15 protein-coding genes and 1 other annotated feature are annotated in these 19,852 nt (G+C 39.3%); of the genes, 5 read left to right on the plus strand and 10 right to left on the minus strand.

The features are described from left to right. Positions 1-305: 305 nt before the first annotated feature. Positions 306-773 carry an RDD family protein gene (locus B2C77_RS18015; RefSeq protein ID WP_077706301.1) on the minus strand — a complete coding sequence of 156 codons (468 nt, stop codon included), beginning with the start codon at positions 771-773 and terminating at the stop codon, positions 306-308. A gap of 12 nt (positions 774-785) precedes the next feature. Further along, the gene (sppA, locus tag B2C77_RS18020; protein WP_077706302.1) at positions 786-1,778 is read right to left on the minus strand and encodes a signal peptide peptidase SppA; all 993 of its coding nucleotides are present in this window, start codon (positions 1,776-1,778) and stop codon (positions 786-788) included. Between the two features lie 414 nt (positions 1,779-2,192). On the opposite strand from sppA, the gene pdxK reads away from it, so the two are divergent. Further along, positions 2,193-2,999, plus strand: coding sequence for a pyridoxine/pyridoxal/pyridoxamine kinase (gene pdxK, locus B2C77_RS18025; protein ID WP_077706303.1), 807 nt, complete (start codon positions 2,193-2,195; stop codon positions 2,997-2,999). Positions 3,000-3,068: 69 nt separating this feature from the next. On the opposite strand, the gene ileS is transcribed toward pdxK, so the two are convergent. The 3 genes from ileS to ltrA all read right to left on the minus strand — a co-directional run bounded on the left by ileS (position 3,069) and on the right by ltrA (position 7,670). Continuing rightward, the gene (gene ileS, locus B2C77_RS18030; protein ID WP_077706304.1) at positions 3,069-6,149 is read right to left on the minus strand and encodes an isoleucine--tRNA ligase; all 3,081 of its coding nucleotides are present in this window, start codon (positions 6,147-6,149) and stop codon (positions 3,069-3,071) included. Between the two features lie 131 nt (positions 6,150-6,280). Further along, positions 6,281-6,619: a group II intron maturase-specific domain-containing protein gene (locus B2C77_RS22565; protein ID WP_367946650.1), complete on the minus strand. Its 339-nt coding sequence runs from the start codon at positions 6,617-6,619 to the stop codon at positions 6,281-6,283. After that, positions 6,609-7,670 (minus strand): group II intron reverse transcriptase/maturase, encoded by a 1,062-nt coding sequence (gene ltrA, locus B2C77_RS18035; RefSeq protein ID WP_367946651.1) that lies wholly within the window; start codon positions 7,668-7,670, stop codon positions 6,609-6,611. The genes B2C77_RS22565 and ltrA overlap by 11 nt, the downstream gene beginning before the upstream one ends. Before the next feature lie 457 nt (positions 7,671-8,127). Beyond that, positions 8,128-8,385 (minus strand) — a binding site (T-box leader). Positions 8,386-9,447: 1,062 nt separating this feature from the next. Between ltrA and B2C77_RS18040 the strand changes: the two genes are divergently transcribed. Continuing rightward, positions 9,448-10,044 (plus strand): hypothetical protein, encoded by a 597-nt coding sequence (locus tag B2C77_RS18040; protein ID WP_077706305.1) that lies wholly within the window; start codon positions 9,448-9,450, stop codon positions 10,042-10,044. Between the two features lie 93 nt (positions 10,045-10,137). On the opposite strand, the gene helD is transcribed toward B2C77_RS18040, so the two are convergent. Then, the gene (gene helD, locus B2C77_RS18045) at positions 10,138-12,435 is read right to left on the minus strand and encodes an RNA polymerase recycling motor HelD (protein ID WP_176087367.1); all 2,298 of its coding nucleotides are present in this window, start codon (positions 12,433-12,435) and stop codon (positions 10,138-10,140) included. A gap of 318 nt (positions 12,436-12,753) precedes the next feature. Between helD and B2C77_RS18050 the strand changes: the two genes are divergently transcribed. Beyond that, positions 12,754-13,212, plus strand: a complete 459-nt coding sequence (locus B2C77_RS18050; protein WP_073009660.1) for an Hsp20/alpha crystallin family protein — start codon at positions 12,754-12,756, stop codon at positions 13,210-13,212. A gap of 142 nt (positions 13,213-13,354) precedes the next feature. On the opposite strand, the gene B2C77_RS18055 is transcribed toward B2C77_RS18050, so the two are convergent. After that, positions 13,355-15,451: a heavy metal translocating P-type ATPase gene (locus B2C77_RS18055; RefSeq protein WP_077706306.1), complete on the minus strand. Its 2,097-nt coding sequence runs from the start codon at positions 15,449-15,451 to the stop codon at positions 13,355-13,357. Between the two features lie 359 nt (positions 15,452-15,810). On the opposite strand from B2C77_RS18055, the gene B2C77_RS18060 reads away from it, so the two are divergent. Further along, positions 15,811-16,134, plus strand: a complete 324-nt coding sequence (locus B2C77_RS18060) for a four-helix bundle copper-binding protein (RefSeq protein ID WP_077706307.1) — start codon at positions 15,811-15,813, stop codon at positions 16,132-16,134. A gap of 325 nt (positions 16,135-16,459) precedes the next feature. Further along, positions 16,460-17,071, plus strand: a complete 612-nt coding sequence (locus tag B2C77_RS18065; protein ID WP_438272966.1) for a DUF1541 domain-containing protein — start codon at positions 16,460-16,462, stop codon at positions 17,069-17,071. A 420-nt stretch (positions 17,072-17,491) separates the two neighbouring features. Here B2C77_RS18065 and B2C77_RS18070 read toward each other — a convergent pair whose 3' ends face one another. From B2C77_RS18070 to B2C77_RS18080, 3 genes are read right to left on the minus strand one after another with little or no spacing between them, the layout of a single operon-like run. Then, on the minus strand, positions 17,492-18,289 hold the full coding sequence (locus tag B2C77_RS18070) for a DUF4097 family beta strand repeat-containing protein (RefSeq protein ID WP_077706308.1): 798 nt from the start codon (positions 18,287-18,289) through the stop codon (positions 17,492-17,494). Then, entirely contained in the window at positions 18,282-18,842 is a 561-nt protein-coding gene (locus B2C77_RS18075; protein WP_077706309.1) for an HAAS signaling domain-containing protein, read from the minus strand. The genes B2C77_RS18070 and B2C77_RS18075 overlap by 8 nt, the downstream gene beginning before the upstream one ends. Continuing rightward, the gene (locus B2C77_RS18080; protein WP_077706310.1) at positions 18,835-19,158 is read right to left on the minus strand and encodes a PadR family transcriptional regulator; all 324 of its coding nucleotides are present in this window, start codon (positions 19,156-19,158) and stop codon (positions 18,835-18,837) included. Before B2C77_RS18080 ends, B2C77_RS18075 begins: the two co-directional genes overlap by 8 nt. Between the last annotated feature and the right edge of the window lie 694 nt (positions 19,159-19,852).

Raw genomic sequence — 19,852 nt, forward strand, 5'->3', positions numbered from 1 at the left:
AGATTTCAGTTCATTTGTTCAATTATGAGCATAATATGAACCTTCCATGAGCGAGAAATTTGTTTTACCCTTCACGCTTTACTTAATAGCCTAAGGATATGACTTAAAGGCATCTATTGGGTACTACTCTCCATCTCCACTTAGACAGCTTACATCTCCTGATTTGAAATGAATTTTCACAACACCTTCTATACTCCCATTAAAAAACCACAGTGAAGAAGTCTGTGGCACCACTTATATATTGAATAGAAAAACATACAGGCAGTAAACGTAACTTATTTTACTGCCTGTATGTTTTTTCTACATCAGTCAACAAATACCACCCTCGTATTCCCTATCATATCATGAATACCTTGCTTTTCATGCGAGAAAGCAACGACGATATACAAGAGCGCAAAAATTTGAAACACACGATAAAAAAATCGACCAATGACCTCGCGAAAGAATAAATCACTCCACCTTAAAGGTCCGCCATCTTGACGTACAACTTTAATACCTAAGATCATTTTTCCTATCGTTTGGCTGAACTTTTTTGTCATTAGCAGAAAATACACGTAAAAAACAATAGCTGATAGAATCCCCGTTAATGTCCAATAACCGATATCAACGACTTCTCCATCATTGATAAATTTAAGCGGGGTTAAAAGAATGCCATTGATACTAAACAGAACAACTAAATCAATGAGATACGCCCAAAATCGCATCCAGAAGCCAGCATATCTCCTCGTTTCTGGTACGAATTCTGACGCTTCTGCAACAGTAAGATCACTCATTTTATCCCCCCTTTAATTAGTGTATAAGTACATAGCACGCGGTGCGTTCGATTGACGGATCATATCCATGATACCGAGGAATTCTGCTTCATCTGTAAACATCGATTGTACCGACATTCCCAGCCATTCATTAAAACCAGCAGCATGATTGTATTTTACAACCTGCACATCATTAAAATCATTGTCCTCTGCCATATAAGCAATCGTATCGTCTAACGAGCCTAGTTCATCTACTAGCCCATTTTCTTTCGCTTGGCTTCCAGTATATACGCGACCGTCTCCTAATTCTCTTACCTTGGATTCAGACATATCTCTTCCATCAACAATGACATTTACGAAATCTGCGTACATATCATCAACCATTGTCTGCAAAATCTCTCGTTCTTCATCTGTCATTTCTCTTGAGAAAGACAAAATATCTTTATATTCGCCACTTTTAATCGTATTAAAATCAATTCCCCATTTTTCCGCTAAGCCTGAAAGGTCATAACCTTCCATAATGACACCAATGGACCCTGTTACCGTTGCTGGGTGCGCAACTACTTTATTGGCTGGTGCGGAGATATAATACCCTCCAGAAGCGGCTGTATTCCCCATCGAAACATAAATAGGCTTTTCATATTGCTCCTGAATTTCAATGATCTTGTCATGGATTTCCGCACTTTCCACAACACCACCGCCAGGAGTATTCACGCGCAAGATAATACCATCGACGGTAGAATCTTCTCCCGCCTGCTCTAACATGTCCAAAAAGCGTTTATGGTTGTACGAAGTAGTATTCAACACTGGGCTTGGCGCTGTGTCTTGAATAATTCCATTAAGTTCAAGAACAGCTATTTTGTCTCCTACACCTTCTTCGATAATTTCTTCTTCAAATTGATTATCATCTAATTTAAACATGTCTTCAAAATTAGTAGTTGCTATGCTCCCCATAAATCGAAACCCCAGCGAAGCAAGCAATAAAACCGCAGCTATTAAAATAGCCCACCAACGTTTTGCATTCACACAATCCCCTCCATATTATCCCAAATTTCTTGAGCAATTCCATCATACACTATAGTTTTCACATGAAGCAATAAAACGACAAACGAATATGTATGAAGTTTCCCTCCACATAGTTATAGCCCCATATTTCCAGCACTTTTTTTATGTACATTGATACTGGTTTTTAAAGCGACTTTTGTTTCGTACTATAGGAGAAACTATTCCTTTTAGTATAAGCAGTAAGAAAGCATCCTATGCGAATAATCCTTCAACAAGTTTTTATTAAGCAGTTTTTCTTGAACATGCGCTTCAAACATAATCAAATGAGTGGAGGCAATCCCATTAGTATCTATTACTTTCCATCTCCCAACTTCTGTTATATCCTATATAGATAGAAGAAAATATCGAATAATTTACACGTTTGGAGCGATAGCTATGACGATGAAAAAAACTTTAACACTTGCAGGTTCTGATTCCAGCGGCGGGGCTGGCATTCAAGCTGATTTAAAAACATTCCAAGAACATGATGTGTATGGCATGACAGCCCTTACTTCCATCGTAACAATGGACCCAAACGGATGGAGCCATAACGTGTCCCCCATTGATGTATCCATTGTGGAGAAACAATTAGATACCATTCTATCCGTTGGTGTCGATGCAATGAAAACCGGAATGTTAGGCTCCGTTGATATTATAGAATTAGGTGCGAAAAAAATTGCCGACTACGACATACCAAACTACGTCCTTGACCCTGTTATGGTTTGTAAAGGAGACGACGAAGTTTTGCAACCAGAAAACACGGATGCGATGCGTGAATGCTTACTTCCTCATGCTATCATAACAACACCTAACCTATTTGAAGCTGGTCAACTTGCTCAAACAGGTACTATTACAACGCTAAATGATATGAAAGAAGCGGCTGTAAAAATTCATGAATTAGGTGCAAAAAATGTCGTTATTAAAGGTGGCAAAGCTTTTTATCACGAGAAGGCAATTGACCTTTTCTATGATGGGCATGAATTTACGGTATTAGAAGAAGATAAAATCAACACAAGCTACAACCACGGTGCTGGATGTACGTTTGCTGCTGCTATTACCGCTAACCTAGCACATGGACGTACTGTAAAAGATGCTGTAAAGGGAGCAAAAGATTTTGTAACAGCGGCGATTAAGCATGGCTGGAAACTCAATGAATATGTCGGTCCCGTAAGACATGGTGCTTATAATAAGTTTACGAGATAGATGAAAAAATTTTTTAACACTATGGCACAAAAAATCCAGGGCAGATTTTCCCTGGATTTTTTGCCAAGATTAATGTATTCCTATTCGAACGGTCTCATTCTCTAGTTGAACGCTTTTCATCTCAGCACGCTCTCCAAAATGAATGTCCTTTAGGAGCAGGTTCGTTTCTAACAAAGATTGAAACGATTTAATGACGGTTTTCATTTCTTCACTAGCAGCAAACGTAATATTTACCCGTTGGTCAACCGGTAAATTCAACTCTTTCCGATAGAGTTGCACTGCTCTTATAAGCTCGCGAGCTAAACCTTCCTGCTGTAATTGCTTCGTTAATTGCGTGTCTAAAAGAACGGTAAACGTTGGGTTTACAGCCATTTCCAGTCCTTTTTTTGTCACCTGCTTTACTAACAGATCTTCCTCCTCAAGTTGTAACGTCTCTCCAGACGGTAACGTTAATGTTCGATCTCCTTTTACTATCTGAGTGATTGCGTCTTCTGGTAATTGTTGCAATCTTTTCTGCACAATCCCTACCTGCTTTCCTAATTTCGGACCGGCGACAGGGAAATTCAGTTTAACTTCATAACGCACGTTTTCACCCATTTCTGTTGCGACATCCACTCGCTTCACATTAATTTCTTCTTTAATAATTTCCGCATATTTATAGACATAGCTTGCGTGTGACGCATCGCTAACCACTGTTAAAGAGGCTAATGGTTGCTTTGTCTTTATTTTAGATACGTTACGAGCCTGCCGTGCAAGTTCTACAACTTGGACCACGCCACTCATTTCCTCTTCTAATTGAACTTTAATCGCCGCATTGTCATCGTTAGGAAAATCAACGAGGTGCACACTCTCACCTGTTAACTTTACATGAATATCCTCGGTAACAAACGGAATAAACGGTGCAAGCAACTTACTCGTTGTTATCAATACTTCTCTTAACGTATGATAAGCAGCCAATTTTGTACTCCCCATTCCCTCACCCCAAAAACGGTCACGAGAACGACGAATATACCAATTACTTACTTGATCTACAAATTCCGCTAAAACCTTCGCGGCAGATGTAAACTCATAGGCATCCAAATAGTAATTCACCTGATTAACAACTGTCTGCTGACGAGATAAAACCCATTTATCCAACAATGTTTGCTCCCCTTTATCATGCTGATGAGGATCAAATTGATCAATAGCCGTATACATTGCATAAAATGCGTACACATTTTGTAACGTATCGACCACTTTTGATTTGGCTTGAGCAACTAAATTTGCTGAAAAACGTTTATTGTTCCACGGTGCACTATCTGCTAATAAAGCCCACCGAAGCGCATCCGCCCCATACGTTTCCACCAGTTGCATCGGATCAATCACATTGCCTTTACTTTTCGACATTTTTTTACCATCTTCATCTAAGATATGTCCTAAAGATAACACTCGTTTATAAGAAGGTTTGCCGACGAATAAGGAAGCAACCGTTAATAAGCTGTAAAACCACCCTCTAGTTTGATCCACACCTTCAGCAATTATATCTGCTGGGAATTGTTTTTCAAATAACTCTTTGTTTGCAAATGGATAATGATATTGCGCAAACGGCATCGAGCCACTATCAAACCAGACATCAATTACTTCTTTTGTACGGTACATATCACTATGGCAGTGCGGGCAACAGAGCACGATCTTGTCTACGTATGGTTTATGCAACTCCAACGATTCAGGAATTGTATCTTTGGCATATGCTTTTAGCTCTTGGATACTATTCGGAACAACTTGATGCTCACAGTCTTGACATATCCACACATTTAATGGTGTTCCCCAGTAACGGTTTCTTCCTAAATTCCAATCCACCATATTTTCCAAAAAATTTCCAAAGCGACCGTGCTTCATATGCTCTGGATGCCATTCGATCTGTTCGTTATTTTGTAAAATCGTATCTTTTATAGCTGTCGTTCGGATAAACCAACCTTCCATAGCGTAATAAAGAAGCGGCGAATCACAACGCCAGCAGTGTGGGTAGCTATGCTCATATTTTTCCTTTGCAAACAACAAGTCTTTTTCCGCCAACATTTTAATAATCGCTACATCGCTTTGCTTCGCTAATTGCCCTTTTAAAGGAAGCATATTTTCCTTATATCTACCTGTCTCATCAACGACATGAATAAAATCAAGATTATTTTCTTCCACCGCATGATAGTCATCTTCTCCATACGCAGGAGCGATATGAACAATACCTGTACCGCTATCGTTTGTAACAAATTGAGCACCAATGACTTGGTACCCACGCTTTACTTTAGACATTGGAAAAGGAGGTTGATAGGAAAGTCCAACAAACTCTTTTCCTTTATGCCAGCTTAACACGTCAGCTTCTTTACATATTGCTTGTAAACGATCAGCTGCTACAATAAACACTTGCTGATTTTGCTGAACTTTAGCATAGTCCATGTCAGGGTGTACAGCAAGAGCAATATTTCCTGGCAACGTCCATGGTGTTGTCGTCCATCCTAAAAAGAATGTATTCGCTACATCTTTTAGTGGAAATTTCACTGTTACGGATAAATCTTTAACATTTTTATATCCTTGTGCGACTTCATGAGAGCTTAGCGAGGTTTGACAGCTTGGGCAATAAGGCGTTACACGATGCCCTTTATCCAATAATCCTTTTTTATGAATGGTAGCTAAAATATACCAAACACTTTCAATATAATTATTTTCGAGTGTCACGTACGGTTCATCCATATCTACCCAATACCCAATTGCCTCTGTAAATTTCCGCCATTGTTTTTCATAATCAAAGACACTATCTTTACAGGCTTCAATAAATTCTTCTACACCATACGCTTCGATTTCTTGTTTACCGGAAATACCTAGTTTTTTCTCCACACCTAATTCAACGGGTAAGCCATGTGTGTCCCAACCCGCTTTTCTTAACACTTGAAAACCTTGCATTGTTTTATATCGCGCAACAAAATCTTTGATTACGCGACCAAGCACATGCCCAGCATGTGGTAAACCATTCGCTGTAGGTGGCCCCTCGTAAAATACAAACGTTTCTTTCCCTTCCCGTTGTGTGATGGATTTTGCAAATATATCCTGCTGCTGCCACCACTTCTTAACCCGATTTTCCCTTTCAACTACCGTCTCTTCTACATGATGATCCAACTCAATTCACTCCTAACTTTTTTATCACTTTTGATTTGTCAAATTAAGCGAGACAAATCGAGTAGAGGGAAAAGTTAAGTAACTTTACGCCCCTCTCACACCACCGTACGTACCGTTCGGTATACGGCGGTTCAATAGTTTGAGTGTACGAACTGGTATTGTAGAGCGATGTCTTTATATCCTCTCGATGCCAGTTCTTTATCTGTTAATGAACGATGGAGTACATAACTACTGGATATAACCCAGTAGCCCTTTCTTGTATTCGACCATTCATAAGCTTTATGTTTATCGATACCTAAGCGAATTAGATTTTTCCTTTTTGTGCGTGGGTTTTTCCACTGCTTCCAGAGATATTGTCTAATTCTTCGCTTCAACCATCCATTGAGATTCTTTATAAATCCTTTCATTTCCCCTATGCCATAGTAGTTTATCCAACCTGTCATAAGTTGTTGGATTTCTTTAAGAATCACTTCGAGATGTCGTCCACGATTGCGTTTGGTGATCCGCTTGAGTTTCCTTTTTGACGGTCACTTTCGCTTTATTATGCGGACGAATTTTGACACCCTTCTTCGTAGCTAATAAGCAGAAGCCAAGAAACTTACGTTTCAAAGGACTTCCAACCGCACTCTTTTCTCGGTTAACAGTTAAACTCAGATCCTTCTCAAGAAAGTTCGTTATATTATCCATTACCCGATATCCTGCTCTCCTGCTTTTCACATAGATATTACAGTCGTCCGCATAGCGGACGAATCTGTGACCACGCTTTTCTAATCGTTGGTCTAATTCATTCAGATAAATATTACTGAGTAACGGCGATAAGTTTCCACCTTGCGGCGTTCCTTCTTCCGATTTCTCAAAGATACCGTTTATCATAATTCCACTCAATAAATACTGTCTTACCAAGCGAAGCACGCGCTTATCATCTATCTGTTTTTCCACGAAATACATCAGTTTGTCATGATTTACCGTATCGAAGTAGGATTTCATATCCAAATCCACCACATATTTGTACCCTTGTTCGTAGTATGACTTTGCCCGTATGATGGCTTGATGTGCACTACGTTTTGGACGAAACCCAAAACTATTATCGGAGAACTTTGGTTCAAATATTGGTTGGAGCACTTGGTTAATCGCTTGTTGAAGCATCCGGTCGATGACTGTCGGAATCCCCAGTTTTCTCTTTCCACCGTCTGGTTTCGGGATTTCAACCCGCAGGACGGGTTGCGGTTTGTATTTTTCTTGATATAACTGGAGTAATAGTTCCTCTTTATGTTCCTTCAAGTATGGAAGTAGTTGGTCGCACGTCATACCGTCTACACCGGCTGCCCCCTTATTTCTGACGACTTGAAGGTAAGCTTGATTGAGATTGTTCCTTGACAGGATTCTTTCAAACAGATTGGATACACCATTTTGATTGTTCTTTTCACCATGTAAGCCACTATGCGCTTCGACATACCCTTCATGTTCCACACTATCTCTCTGCCGATAGCCAGATTCTCCTGTTTTCTGCAGTTGTCGCACCTTACACACCTCCTAGAGCTTTCAAAACGACTATTGTTCGGTCCTTCATGTTTCGTCAAGTAACATTACTATGACCTCTGCTGACTTCTTGTGATTCACCAAGACGTCATCGTCTTGGTTGTGCTGGTTTGTTATCATTCAACTCCCACTGCACCCTCACAAGACCTCCCCCGGTAAGAGCGAAAACTTTCCTCCCATGTAACTGCTAGATTTACTGTATAGGTTTCGGGCAGTATTGGACTTCAGTTTGTTAGGCAACCTTATCCGACCTAATTCAGCCTTCTATCTAGTTTCTGTTCGTCAGTTCAGGAGTTTGCGTCCGACTTCCTTCAGCCACTACCTCGCGATAGCCACCTTGTCTTTCGCTAACAGTTCCTACTGCCATGCCTGTAGTGGACTTTCACCACCAAGTTTTCGCCCATGCAGGGCGCACCAAAAAAGCCCGCCCCTAATTATCATTAGGGACGAGCTTAAACCCGCGTTACCACCCTGGTTCCAGAGTTATCGATGTAAACCATATTCTCCGGCACTCATCAACGTACATTTCATACGCGCCTCTATGATAACGGTGAGGATTCCGGAAAAGCTTACTTACAGCATCAGCTTTTCTTCTCGGAGAGGATCTTCAACATAAGTGGAACATTGGCTTACAGCAAGAATGCCAACTCTCTGGAGAACCATCATTACGCTTACTCATTCTCGTCAATGAATGTAGTCGTTTGTTTCATCATTACTATAAACCTATACGAAAGCCTCATTGCTGTCAAGTTGGATAAAGAATTACAGTAAAATTTCTATGCCTGAAGCGAGTTTTGCTTATATGGTATTCCCTATAAATTGTTGGAGGAAGTGAATTTATTTTTAAATTTTCAATTAAAATGGTTGATTTTCTCCAAGAAATATTATATGTTTCATATATGCAACTTTATTAGTTTTAGGTAAATTTTATTCCTTTGGTTATTTTTTTTACCTAAAGGAATAAAGATGGTAGTACAGGTAATTCAACATGCTCTCCCGGGGTGGTAGCCGGGAGAGCGCCCCTTCTTAACGTACACTTTTTTATACTATAGATGAGCGAATTTACGACGAACATGAGCGGGTTCCGTGTGAGTAGGAGCGAGGTTACAACGAACGGGAGCGAGTTCTGCGCGGGGATGAGCGGATTTACGACAAACGGGAGCGATTTACAAGCGAGTAGGAGCGAGGTTACGACGAACATGAGCGATTTACACGCAAGCAAGAGCGAATTTACGACGAACATGAGCGATTTCTGCGCGGGGATGAGCGAATTTACGACGAACGGGAGCGGATTTACACGCAAGCAGGAGCGAGGTTACGACGAACGGGAGCGATTTACACGCAAGTAGGAGCGAATTTACGACGAATGAGCGATTTCTGCGCGGGGATGAGCGAGGTTACGACGAACATGAGCGAGTTCTGCGCGGGGATGAGCGAAGTTACGACGAACAGAGCGATTTCTGCGCGGGGATGAGCGAATTTACGACGAACATGAGCGAGTTCTGCGCGGGGATGAGCGAATTTACGACGAACGGGAGCGAGTTCTGCGCAGGATGAGCGAATTTACGACGAACGGGAGCGAGTTCTGCGCAGGATGAGCGAGGTTACGACGAAAAGGAGCGATTTACACGCGAGCAGGAGCGAAGTTACGACAAACGGGAGCGATTTACACGCGAGCAGGAGCGAATTCACAACGAACAGGAGCGTTTTCCAGTAACTTATCTCTATACGATAAAACCTAGGAATGGAGGATAAGAAATTGTTCAAACTCATGCGGAAATCCTTACAATGGAGCAGTAGAATTAGTTTATTAACATTTGGAATGGCTTTTGTGTTTGCATGTATATCTACATTATTTCAGGAAGGTGCGGGGTTACTTTTAAGTTTGTTTATTGTATTTGTCTTTATACTAATCGGTATTACCGGAGATACGGTTGGACTTGCTGCAGCTACGTCAAACGAGAAACACTTTCATGCTATGGCAGCTAAGAAAATAACAGGGGCAAAAGAAGCAGCTTTCATCGCTAAAAAAGCACCATTATTTTCCAGTTTATTTAATGATGTAGTTGGGGACATCGCAGGTATTGTTAGTGGTGCAGCTTCTACAGCTGTTGTATTTCAACTCGCTAAATTGATCCGTACTTCAGAAGGATCCATCCCTTTCATACTGATTTCTGTTATTTTAACAAGTATCATTGCAGCCCTTACAGTCGGTGGAAAAGCAATTTGTAAAACGATTGCTATTTATCATTCAACAACTATTATTCTATTTACCGGAAGAATGATCTACTACACGAAAGCTACCGTACATATTTTTTCGTTACATCGTCCATACAGATTAAAAGATAAACACTAGAAAACAGCAAATGAGTAATAAAAAAACACTTGGCTGCTCAGCCATTGTACAAGCAGCCAAGTTTCATTTAGATTCACGCACTCGGTTTTTATGTTATTCTTCCGTCTCATATGTGCTTACAGGTGCTTTTTGGATAAACATATTTGGTTCCTTATTAACAATCATGACTAACTCATGCATTGCTCGCGTACAAGCCGTGTAAAACAAAGTTTGATCTGCCTTTGTATAGTTACTATTCGTTGCATCTGGAATAATAACGGCATCAAATTCAATCCCCTTTGCTAAATATACAGGGATGATCAAAACTCCTTTTGATAATGTATACGTTTCTTCATCCAATAAGGTACATAGAACCTCCCCTGTTAACGCATCATAGATATGTTTACTCTCCTGTAAAGATTTCGTAACTAGAGCTATCGTTTCATAGCCTTCATTCATTAGATCCTTTATCTGATGCTTTAACACTTCTTTACGTTGCGTCTCTTCGTTTACATAGATAAGCTTAGGCTTGTTTCCTTCCCGTTCAAACGGTTCAATTTCATGTTCACCCGGGGCAAAATGCTTCGTGAATTGGACGAGTTGCTTTGTAGGGCGGTAGCTTTTTGTTAATGTAATGCGCTCTACCTCTTCTCCATCTTTTAGAAGCAACGGATTTTGTTTCGATATTGGGGCATAAATAGCTTGATTTATATCGCCTAATAATGTCATTCTCGTATGTGGAAATAATTCCGAGATATACGCGAATTGAAAAACTGAAAAATCTTGCGCTTCATCTATGACTAAATAACGTACGGATCGATCCTTCATATCTCCTAATAACTGCCCTTTAAAATACACATATGGCGTTACATCTTCCCATTGCAGACGGCTAGCTTGAATATGTTTCACTGTTTGCGCAGCTATATCCTTCCATGACTTAGGGAGCTCAGCTTGCTCTGGATAATGTTTAAATAACTGTTCAAATGTTTTTGCGACATCTACAAACGCAAAGTCCTGCACTTCCGCTTTCATACTAGCAAACATTTGATGAACGACGGCCTTTCTTAAAATAGCCTCTTCATCTACCACACTGTCCGCACCTTGTTGTTGCGCTTTATAATACGCTTTAGCATAGGCTTCTTTATCCAACAGCTCTATCTTTTCTCCTACCCAATCCTTCGAAACCTCCTCCTGTTGAATGCTAATTAATTCCTTCAACAGCCAATCCACTACTAGCTCCATTCGGTTTGGTAAAGAAATGGATGATTCCATAGTATAAAAGTAATCAGCGATCGCCTCTTTAGAAATGAGGACTTCTCCGCGAAATAAAACAGGGCGAAAACAAATCCCCTTGTCATGTAAAGTTGCCAAATAGGCATCCACCATTTGTTTAAATGCTAAAGAAGATTTATATTCAATTCCCCGCATACGTATTTGATCCGTCATTGTATGTTTATTTGTTAACATGTACTCCATTTGATCAAAAGGAGATTCAACAGAGAAATCATCTCCTACTTTTTTTTGCACAAAGTGATAAAAGGTAGTTTGTCTCACGTTCTCTTCCCCAAGCTCAGGTAATACATTATTAATATAACTTGTAAACAAAGGATTAGGGGAAAACAACATCACATTTTCTGGGTTTAACTGTTTACGGTAACGATACATCAAATAAGCTATTCGTTGTAATGCTGCGGAAGTTTTGCCACTACCAGCAACACCTTGCACCAACAATAATTTACTCTTTTCATTACGAATAATCTTATTTTGCTCTTTTTGAATGGTGGCGACAATATTACGCATCGTTGTACTTGCATTATTACCTAACGCCTCTTGTAACAATTGGTCGCCAATAGTAAGCCCCGTGTCAAACATCGCCTTCATCTTTCCTTGGCGAATAATAAATTGCCGCTTCAAAGAAATTTCTCCAGAGATTTCGCCCGCTAAGGTTTGATAACTTGCTTCACCTAATGCATAGTCGTAATAAAGGCTTGATATAGGCGCTCGCCAATCATAAATGAGGAAGTCCTCCTCTTCTTTATTCATAAGAGAAGCAATGCCAATGTAAATTTTTTCTTTTTCTTCTCCATCTTCTTTAAAATCAATGCGTCCAAAATATGGATTATCTTTTAACTTATTTAATGTTGTTAATTCTTTAGCCAAACTGCCATGAACGGTTTCTTTTTGTGCTAACAGTTCTGCTTGTTGTTTTATACTTGCCTCTGTTTCAATCACATCATCCGGCTCATCCAAATTGACAGTTACATCGTCCCAAAATGTCTTTCTTAACTCGATGACATTTTCTTTTAATTGTGCAGTTTTCTCCAATAATTTGTTTTCTTTCTGATTAATTTCTCCTCGAATACGATCTACACGTTGTTGTTCTTGGAGCAAATCTTTATGCATTTCTTCCATTTCCGCAACCCCTTCCCATTTTCCTTGACCCTCTTTTTCAAACATGATATAATGTAAATTAGGATAAATGTATAAAAATCGAAATACAATACTTCAACCTATTTAGCATAGCATCTTTCTGTCTTTGCTTCAATAGGTTTATTTTAATAACTTCCATTATTTACCGCTAGACCTCCCCTTGGATTTTAAAACTATGTAATACGTTATATTTTGTAATCCCTACATTCAGTTATTTCCTGTTGCGCAGAAGTTTATTTATAATTTCTCATAAAATACATACACTAAACTAGAATACAACAGGAGGAGGTTTAAAAAACAATGCATACAAATCATTCACAACACCCTATTAAACATGTTAAAAACGAATTAGATAATGTGTTTCAATCTTTTTTTAACGACACTTCGCTTCTCAATCATTCTCCATGGAACAGATTTTTCAGCAGTCCGATTGCATGTAATATGAAGGAAAAGAAGCATGAATATGTCATAGAAGCACAAATTCCCGGAATGGATCCAGCTCATATTGACATTGAGGTAGACCATAATACAGTAACCATTAAAGGCGAGAAAAAAGAAGAATTAAAGACAGAAGACGACAATGATACAAAAATGCACTTTATCGAACATAGCTACGGAGCATTTCAACGTTCATTTTCTCTTCCAAACAATGTAGACAGTAATGCAATTCATGCCGACTATAAAAATGGAATTCTTTATATTCATGTACCCAAAACTGAAGACGACAAGAAGCGGAGCATCAAAATAAATACACATTGATTTTGCACAGTTTAATCTCATAACATGTATGCAGTAATTCTAAAAGCCGATACTACCCACCTTACAGGGAGTAGGGTAGTTCGGCTTTTTAACATGCTAAAAAAGTATAGATTTTTTGGTTTATCGTATATGACACATCCGTTTACGCTTTTAACAATTTCGCATTAATCGCAACAATGACCGTGCTTAAACTCATCAGTACAGCACCAACTGCCGGACTAAGTACAATACCTATTGGAGCAAGTACTCCTGCAGCTAAAGGAATGGCAAATATATTATATCCCGTTGCCCACCATAAGTTTTGCAGCATTTTGCGATATGTTTTTCTCGATAAATCCATTAGAGAAACAACATCTTTTGGATTACTTTTCACTAGTACAACATCTGCCGTTTCCATGGCGACATCCGTACCTGCGCCAATCGCTATTCCTAAATCAGCAGTTGCTAATGCCGGTGCATCATTAACGCCATCTCCTGTCATAGCAACCTTCCATCCTTGCTGCTGAATTTCTTTTACTTGGCTCGCTTTATCATCAGGTAACACTTCAGCATATACTTCATCTATACCAAGCTGATCTGCAACCCAATTCGCCACTTTTTTATTATCTCCTGTTAGCATAATGGAAAGAATGTCTTGCTCTTTGAGCGTAGATATTGCTTCTTTTGCTGTTTCACGCACCATATCAGCTAAAGCAATCATCCCAATTAATTGTTCATCTACAAGAACAAACACAACCGTCTTTCCTTGCTCCGACATCTCGTTAAATAGTTCTTTATCATATTCGAGCTGCTTATTATGAACATATTTCGGACTTACTACATGTACTATCTTTCCATTCACTTTCCCTTGAATCCCTTTACCAGTAATCGATTCGAAATCCGTTACTTTGTCCACACGTATTTCTTTCTCTTTCGCCGATTGAACGATACCTGTTGCAATAGGATGTTCAGAATTTTGTTCTACACTTGCGGCATATGCAAGTACATCTACTTCCCTTTGTCCCTCTACCGGCACAATATCCGTTACACCAAATTCACCTTTTGTTAACGTTCCTGTTTTATCAAAAACGATGGCATTTAAATTTCTCGCTCCTTCAAAATTAGCTCGGTTACGAATAAGCAAACCTTTTTTTGCTGAAATGGATGTCGACACAGCAACGACTAATGGCGCCGCTAAGCCCAATGCATGCGGACAAGTAATCACCATAACCGTAACCATCCGTTCCATAGCCACATCAAATGAATACCCAAGTAATAACCAAATAATGAGTGTTACAAAACCAGAAAGTAAGGCAATATAAAACAACCATTTTGCCGCACGGTTCGTTAAATCTTGTGTTTTGGATTTCGACTCTTGTGCCTCTTTTACCATCGTGACTACTTGCGACAAGAATGATTCTTCGCCGGTTTTTTCTACTTGAATGGTAAGAGAACCTTCCTTGTTCACTGAACCACCGATTACTTCGTCGTCTGCCCCTTTTTCTACGGGGACAGATTCACCAGTTAATAACGATTCATCTACCGCAGATTTCCCATCCCTAATAATGCCATCAACTGGAACTTTTTCTCCCGGTTTTACGAGCACATAATCTTTACTTTTTAACTCAGATAATGGTACATCTTGTACATTTCCTTGCTCATCTAATTTGTGCGCTTCATTCGGCATGAGTTTTACCAACTGCTCTAACGCATTAGATGCCCCCATTACCGAACGCATCTCTATCCAATGCCCAAGTAGCATAATATCAATTAGTGTCGCTAGTTCCCAGAAGAAATCTTTTCCTTCCCAACCGAACACTGTAAGAGAACTATACCCATAAGCAACGAGAATTGCTAAACCAATTAAGGTCATCATCCCAGGGTTTCTGTCATTTAATTCACGAATGGCTCCAGTAATAAACGGCCAGCCACCATAGAAAAAAACAAAGGTCGATAACGCAAATAAAATATATTGATCGAATGGAAATTGCCAATCAACGCCAATAAATTCTTGAATCATTGGGGACAAAGCTAAAATAGGTATCGTAAGGATAAGTGAAATAAAAAACCGTTTTTTAAAGTCATTTACCATATCTCCATGGTCATGACCGCCGTGATGCCCATGATGCTGATGCCCCTCCCCATGACCTTGGTGCGCAGTGTTATCATGATGCGCATGAGTCTGGTGATCATGATGAGAGTGGTCGTTCTGATGATGATGACCGTAATGTTTGTGCTTATGATCCTCATTTTGTTTCATTATACCCCTCCTACTTCATTTTCTTTTTAATATAAGTTACAAACTAAATTTTCATACCACAATACTATACCCCCCTATGGTAACTGTCAAACAAAAATTTTTTAAAGTGAAGCTTCTTTCATTCCACTATTAGAGCATCCAAAGGGATAACGTAAAAAGTTCTTACGAAAAAAGGATTTAGGTGCCGTTATTTTCTACTTACACTTGCTCAAGCTCGTATCTTCAATTTACGAGTCTTACAGCACCTTATATTCGGGATAAAACAATCCCCTTTTTAAGTCATTGACAAAACATTGCTATTAACATGTTTAAAAACGCATTGCATGGGAAACATACGAACTAAAAGGAGGAAGATAGATATGGCACACCAACAACACGAGGAATTAATTCAAGCTTTACATGAATGCATGGCTGCTTGCAATCATTGCTATGATGCTTGCTTACGAGAGGACAACTTAAACATGATGGCGAATTGCGTTCGTCTAGATCGTGAATGCGCAGATATTTGCAGCTATGTCGAACAAGCACTTACGAAAGGGACGCCATTCGTGTCTGAATTGACTGCTTTATGCGCAACTATTTGCGAAGCTTGCGGCGAAGAATGCAAAAAGCACGAACACGACCATTGTCAAAAATGTGCAGAAGCCTGTTTTAAATGTGCGGAAGTTTGCCGTGCAGCCTAATATATGACTTCAATTTTAGCGGAAGGTTCTCCATCCACCGTTTGATAACCAAGCATTTTACTAAAGCCTTAAGAAAACGGAATGTAAGCGCTGGAATCTTCCATTTAAATTTGTTTAAACCACCCAAATTTTGAAGTGGGGGTTCTTACAGTGGAAAGCCTAAAGAACGAGTTATAGGAAAAAAACAACAATTTTAAGCACAGATGATGTATATTCTTTTATAAGAACAGGGATAATATTTCATAAATATACATTAACATTTAGCTATTAGTTAAAGTTTTTTCACTACTACGAAAGTATTTTTCTATATAGGAGGTTATAACACATGAACATGAAAAAATGGATGTTCAGTCTAATGGTAACTCTATTCGCAACTGTTTTCGCTGCTTGCGGAACGGATCAAGAAAACGAACAAGATAAAGAAAACACAGATACCAATCAACAACAAGAGGAAAAAAATCAAGAAAACAACTCCAATGATGCAGAAGATAAGGATATGATGCATTCTAGCTCAGGGGAGGTTCCTGACGGGTTAAAAGAAGCAGAAAACCCTAAATTCCCTGTTGATAGTAAAGCGATTATTGAAGCGAGTCATATGGAAGGAATGAAAGGTGCGGAGGCAACCATTAAAGGTGCATACGACACCACGGTATATTCCGTTACGTACACCCCGACAGACGGTGGTGAAAAAGTAAAAAACCACAAATGGGTGATTCATGAAGAATTAAAAGATGTGGGTAAAGAGCCTTTGAAGCCAGGGGATGAGGCAACAATTCAAGCCTCCCATATGAAAGGTATGGACGGCGCTACGGCTACGATTGATTCAGCAGAACAAACAACCGTTTATATGGTTGATTATACGTCAACAACAACCGATGAAGAGGTTACTAATCACAAATGGGTTACAGAAGATGAACTATCTTCTGTAGAACAGTAAGCAAATAGCTACTTTTAGAAAAGATTAGCTTCAAGGATTATAGGAACAAAGGCTAGGGGCGCCCGTTCAGCAACGTAGCGAGTGGAGCGAATCAATGAAAGTTTTAGGAATCATGCTCCTGCAACAGGAGTATGCCGGCGCCATCCGGCAAGCCCGTCTTTAGTCGGCCTTCCTATTTAGTACGAACCGATGATGACTTAGCGCAGGGAGTGAAGTCGCCTAGTTGCTGGGCGCTTGCGCCGGACATGGTTAAACAACTTAGTAAGTTTATCCACATATGCTAAATTTTGAAATTTACTAGACCATTATAAAGCCTAAAAATAAGGATTCTGTGCGAATATGCAACGGAATCCTTTTGCATTCGTTTGTAAAACTTAAGAAATAAACCTTCGAAGTCAGATTAGTATTACGCACTAGATATTATTTTGCTATGGTAATACTTCCATTAGCTGTCCTCGCTTTAATAACATGCTCTCCATCTCCAACAACAGCATTCCAATTATCCGTACCAAACACTTCGATACCACCATTACCCGTGCGCAAGTCATACGTCACATTCGTCGGTTCTTCCTCTACATTTATCTCAATACTTCCATTTTCGGTATTCATTTCCATCGATTGATCCAAGGTTTTAGCAGTCAAAGTAATTGATCCATTACTTGTTTCTCCATGCAGGCTTCCAGCTACATCATTCAGTTCAATGCCGCCATTTTGCGTGGAAGCTTCTGTCGTGTCTGTTATGACTTTATCCAGCACAATTTCTCCATTTGCTCCTGAGGCTTGTAAGCTTTTTACAGTGAACTTTTTCCCGTGAATTGTTCCATTTTTCGTATCAGCTTGGATCGTTTCATACGCTTTTTGTGGTAAATGTACCGTAAGTGTCAGTGAATCACCTTGGTTAAAAAAACGAAACTTGAATTTTTCCGACTTTTTACGTACTTTTAACGTATTTTCCTTTTTGTCAATGTCCAGAAATTTTTTATCTGGCTCGTTACTTTTCCCTTTCAGTTCTAAAACGATGTTTGAACCATCAGTAGGGATAATAGTTATTTCTTCATTAATCATATCAAGTTCCAAATTTGTTATTTCATCAGCAGAAAATTCTTCCGTAATATCGACTTTTTCTCTAACTAATGATTTAAATGTAAACAAACATCCAACACCCCCTATAATAATGAATATAATAGCAACTAAAATAAGTTTTTTCAATTTACTCATTGTTCAGACCACCTTTGACCATTTTAACATTAAAGTGTAAATACTTCATAAAAGCCTTAAACATATAACGGGTAACATAGTACATGCCGATAATAATAAGAATGCCAATACCTGTTAAGGCAATAGAGACAAATACATCAAATAAAAGCAACGTCTCTGGGTATAAAACGACATTTACTAAAACAGCTAACGGAGATAATATAAACGATCCGCCGATTACCCACCCAGAAGCAATCAATGAAACTAAAGCAATAAATGGCCCTAATACAATGACTAAATTGAAGAAACCTAAACCAATAACAGCCCAAACCGCACGAAATACATCCCCCGCATTAGAACTATGATTTACTTTTTCCAAATGGTAGGTTGCTACAAGCTCTTTAGCAACCTGATTCGGAGCCCCTAAAGCAGCGGCAACTTCCCCTTCTGTTTTACCTTCTGCCACACCAACGGAAAAATGCTCTGCAAAATCTTGAAGAATTTCCTTTTGCTCCTCTTTAGGAAGTTTTTTAATACCTGCAGCTAACTTTTTCATAAATACATCTTTATTCATTATGATCACTCTCCTGCAACAACTTATTTACGCCACTAGTAAACTGCACCCACTCATGAATCAATTGATGCAAATAGTCTCTTCCTTTATCCGTCAGACAATAATACTTCCGAGATGGCCCTTCCTTTGATTCTTGTAGATAGGTTGTAAAATATTCCTCTTTTGCAAGCCTTCTTAATAATGGATAAACAGACCCTTCCGAAATAGCGATTCTTTTCGATATTTTATTTGCTAGCTCATAGCCGTAATGATCTTGCTTATCTAATAAAGCAAGCACACACAGTTCCAGAGCACCTTTTTTAAATTGAACATTCATGTAGTTTAAGCACCTCATTTCTTATATTTAACTTTCTACCTTCTGCACTAAAACCATGAACAAAGGCTCAGGGCGCTCGTTTAGCAACGTAGCGAGTGGTGCGAATCAACAAAAGTTTAGGAATCATGCTCTTGCAACAGGAGTATGCCGATGCCCTACGGCAAATCCGTTTTTAGTCGGCTTAAAACAATGTAACGAACTAAATCTTTATTCATTAACTTGCACAGGTGTGACGAAGGTATATAATATTCGGCATAGTACACTTTATCACTCACTATTATACATTAAATAGTACCTATATATATAATATACTTTAGTACTGAATATTGCAAGGTACTAAGATAAAGTTTATTGTTTTACCTATGTTAGAAACCACGCTTCCATAAGCAATGGCTTGAACTTTTTATTATAACCACGAAAAATGGAGACAAACACTTGGCTTATCGTGAAATCTTTACTCTACGGTGAAAGCCGTCGTTTCACTTTTATTACACCTTCCCTATAGGAACAAAGGCTCGGGGCGCCCGTTTAGCAACGTAGCGACTGGAACGAATCAACTGACATAAATGAACCACGGTAAGGCACGAACCGATGATAACTTATCGTAGAGCGATTTCGTGAAGTCGCCTAGTTGCTGGGTGCTAGAGCCGTACGTCGCTATTCCGCTAAATCGGCATCCAACAAAAGCAACCAA

It is taken from the genome of Virgibacillus dokdonensis (genome assembly GCF_900166595.1).
Classification (GTDB): domain Bacteria; phylum Bacillota; class Bacilli; order Bacillales; family Amphibacillaceae; genus Virgibacillus; species Virgibacillus dokdonensis.

Excerpts from the sequence above, each read along its gene's own strand:
- B2C77_RS18015 (WP_077706301.1), bottom strand. The coding sequence starts at position 773 with ATGAGTGATCTTACTGTTGCAGAAGCGTCAGAATTCGTACCAGAAACG.
- pdxK (WP_077706303.1), top strand. The coding sequence starts at position 2,193 with ATGACGATGAAAAAAACTTTAACACTTGCAGGTTCTGATTCCAGCGGC.
- helD (WP_176087367.1), bottom strand. The coding sequence starts at position 12,435 with ATGGAAGAAATGCATAAAGATTTGCTCCAAGAACAACAACGTGTAGAT.
- B2C77_RS18050 (WP_073009660.1), top strand. The coding sequence starts at position 12,754 with ATGCATACAAATCATTCACAACACCCTATTAAACATGTTAAAAACGAA.
- B2C77_RS18055 (WP_077706306.1), bottom strand. The coding sequence starts at position 15,451 with ATGAAACAAAATGAGGATCATAAGCACAAACATTACGGTCATCATCAT.
- B2C77_RS18060 (WP_077706307.1), top strand. The coding sequence starts at position 15,811 with ATGGCACACCAACAACACGAGGAATTAATTCAAGCTTTACATGAATGC.
- B2C77_RS18065 (WP_438272966.1), top strand. The coding sequence starts at position 16,460 with ATGAACATGAAAAAATGGATGTTCAGTCTAATGGTAACTCTATTCGCA.
- B2C77_RS18070 (WP_077706308.1), bottom strand. The coding sequence starts at position 18,289 with ATGAGTAAATTGAAAAAACTTATTTTAGTTGCTATTATATTCATTATT.
- B2C77_RS18075 (WP_077706309.1), bottom strand. The coding sequence starts at position 18,842 with ATGAATAAAGATGTATTTATGAAAAAGTTAGCTGCAGGTATTAAAAAA.
- B2C77_RS18080 (WP_077706310.1), bottom strand. The coding sequence starts at position 19,158 with ATGAATGTTCAATTTAAAAAAGGTGCTCTGGAACTGTGTGTGCTTGCT.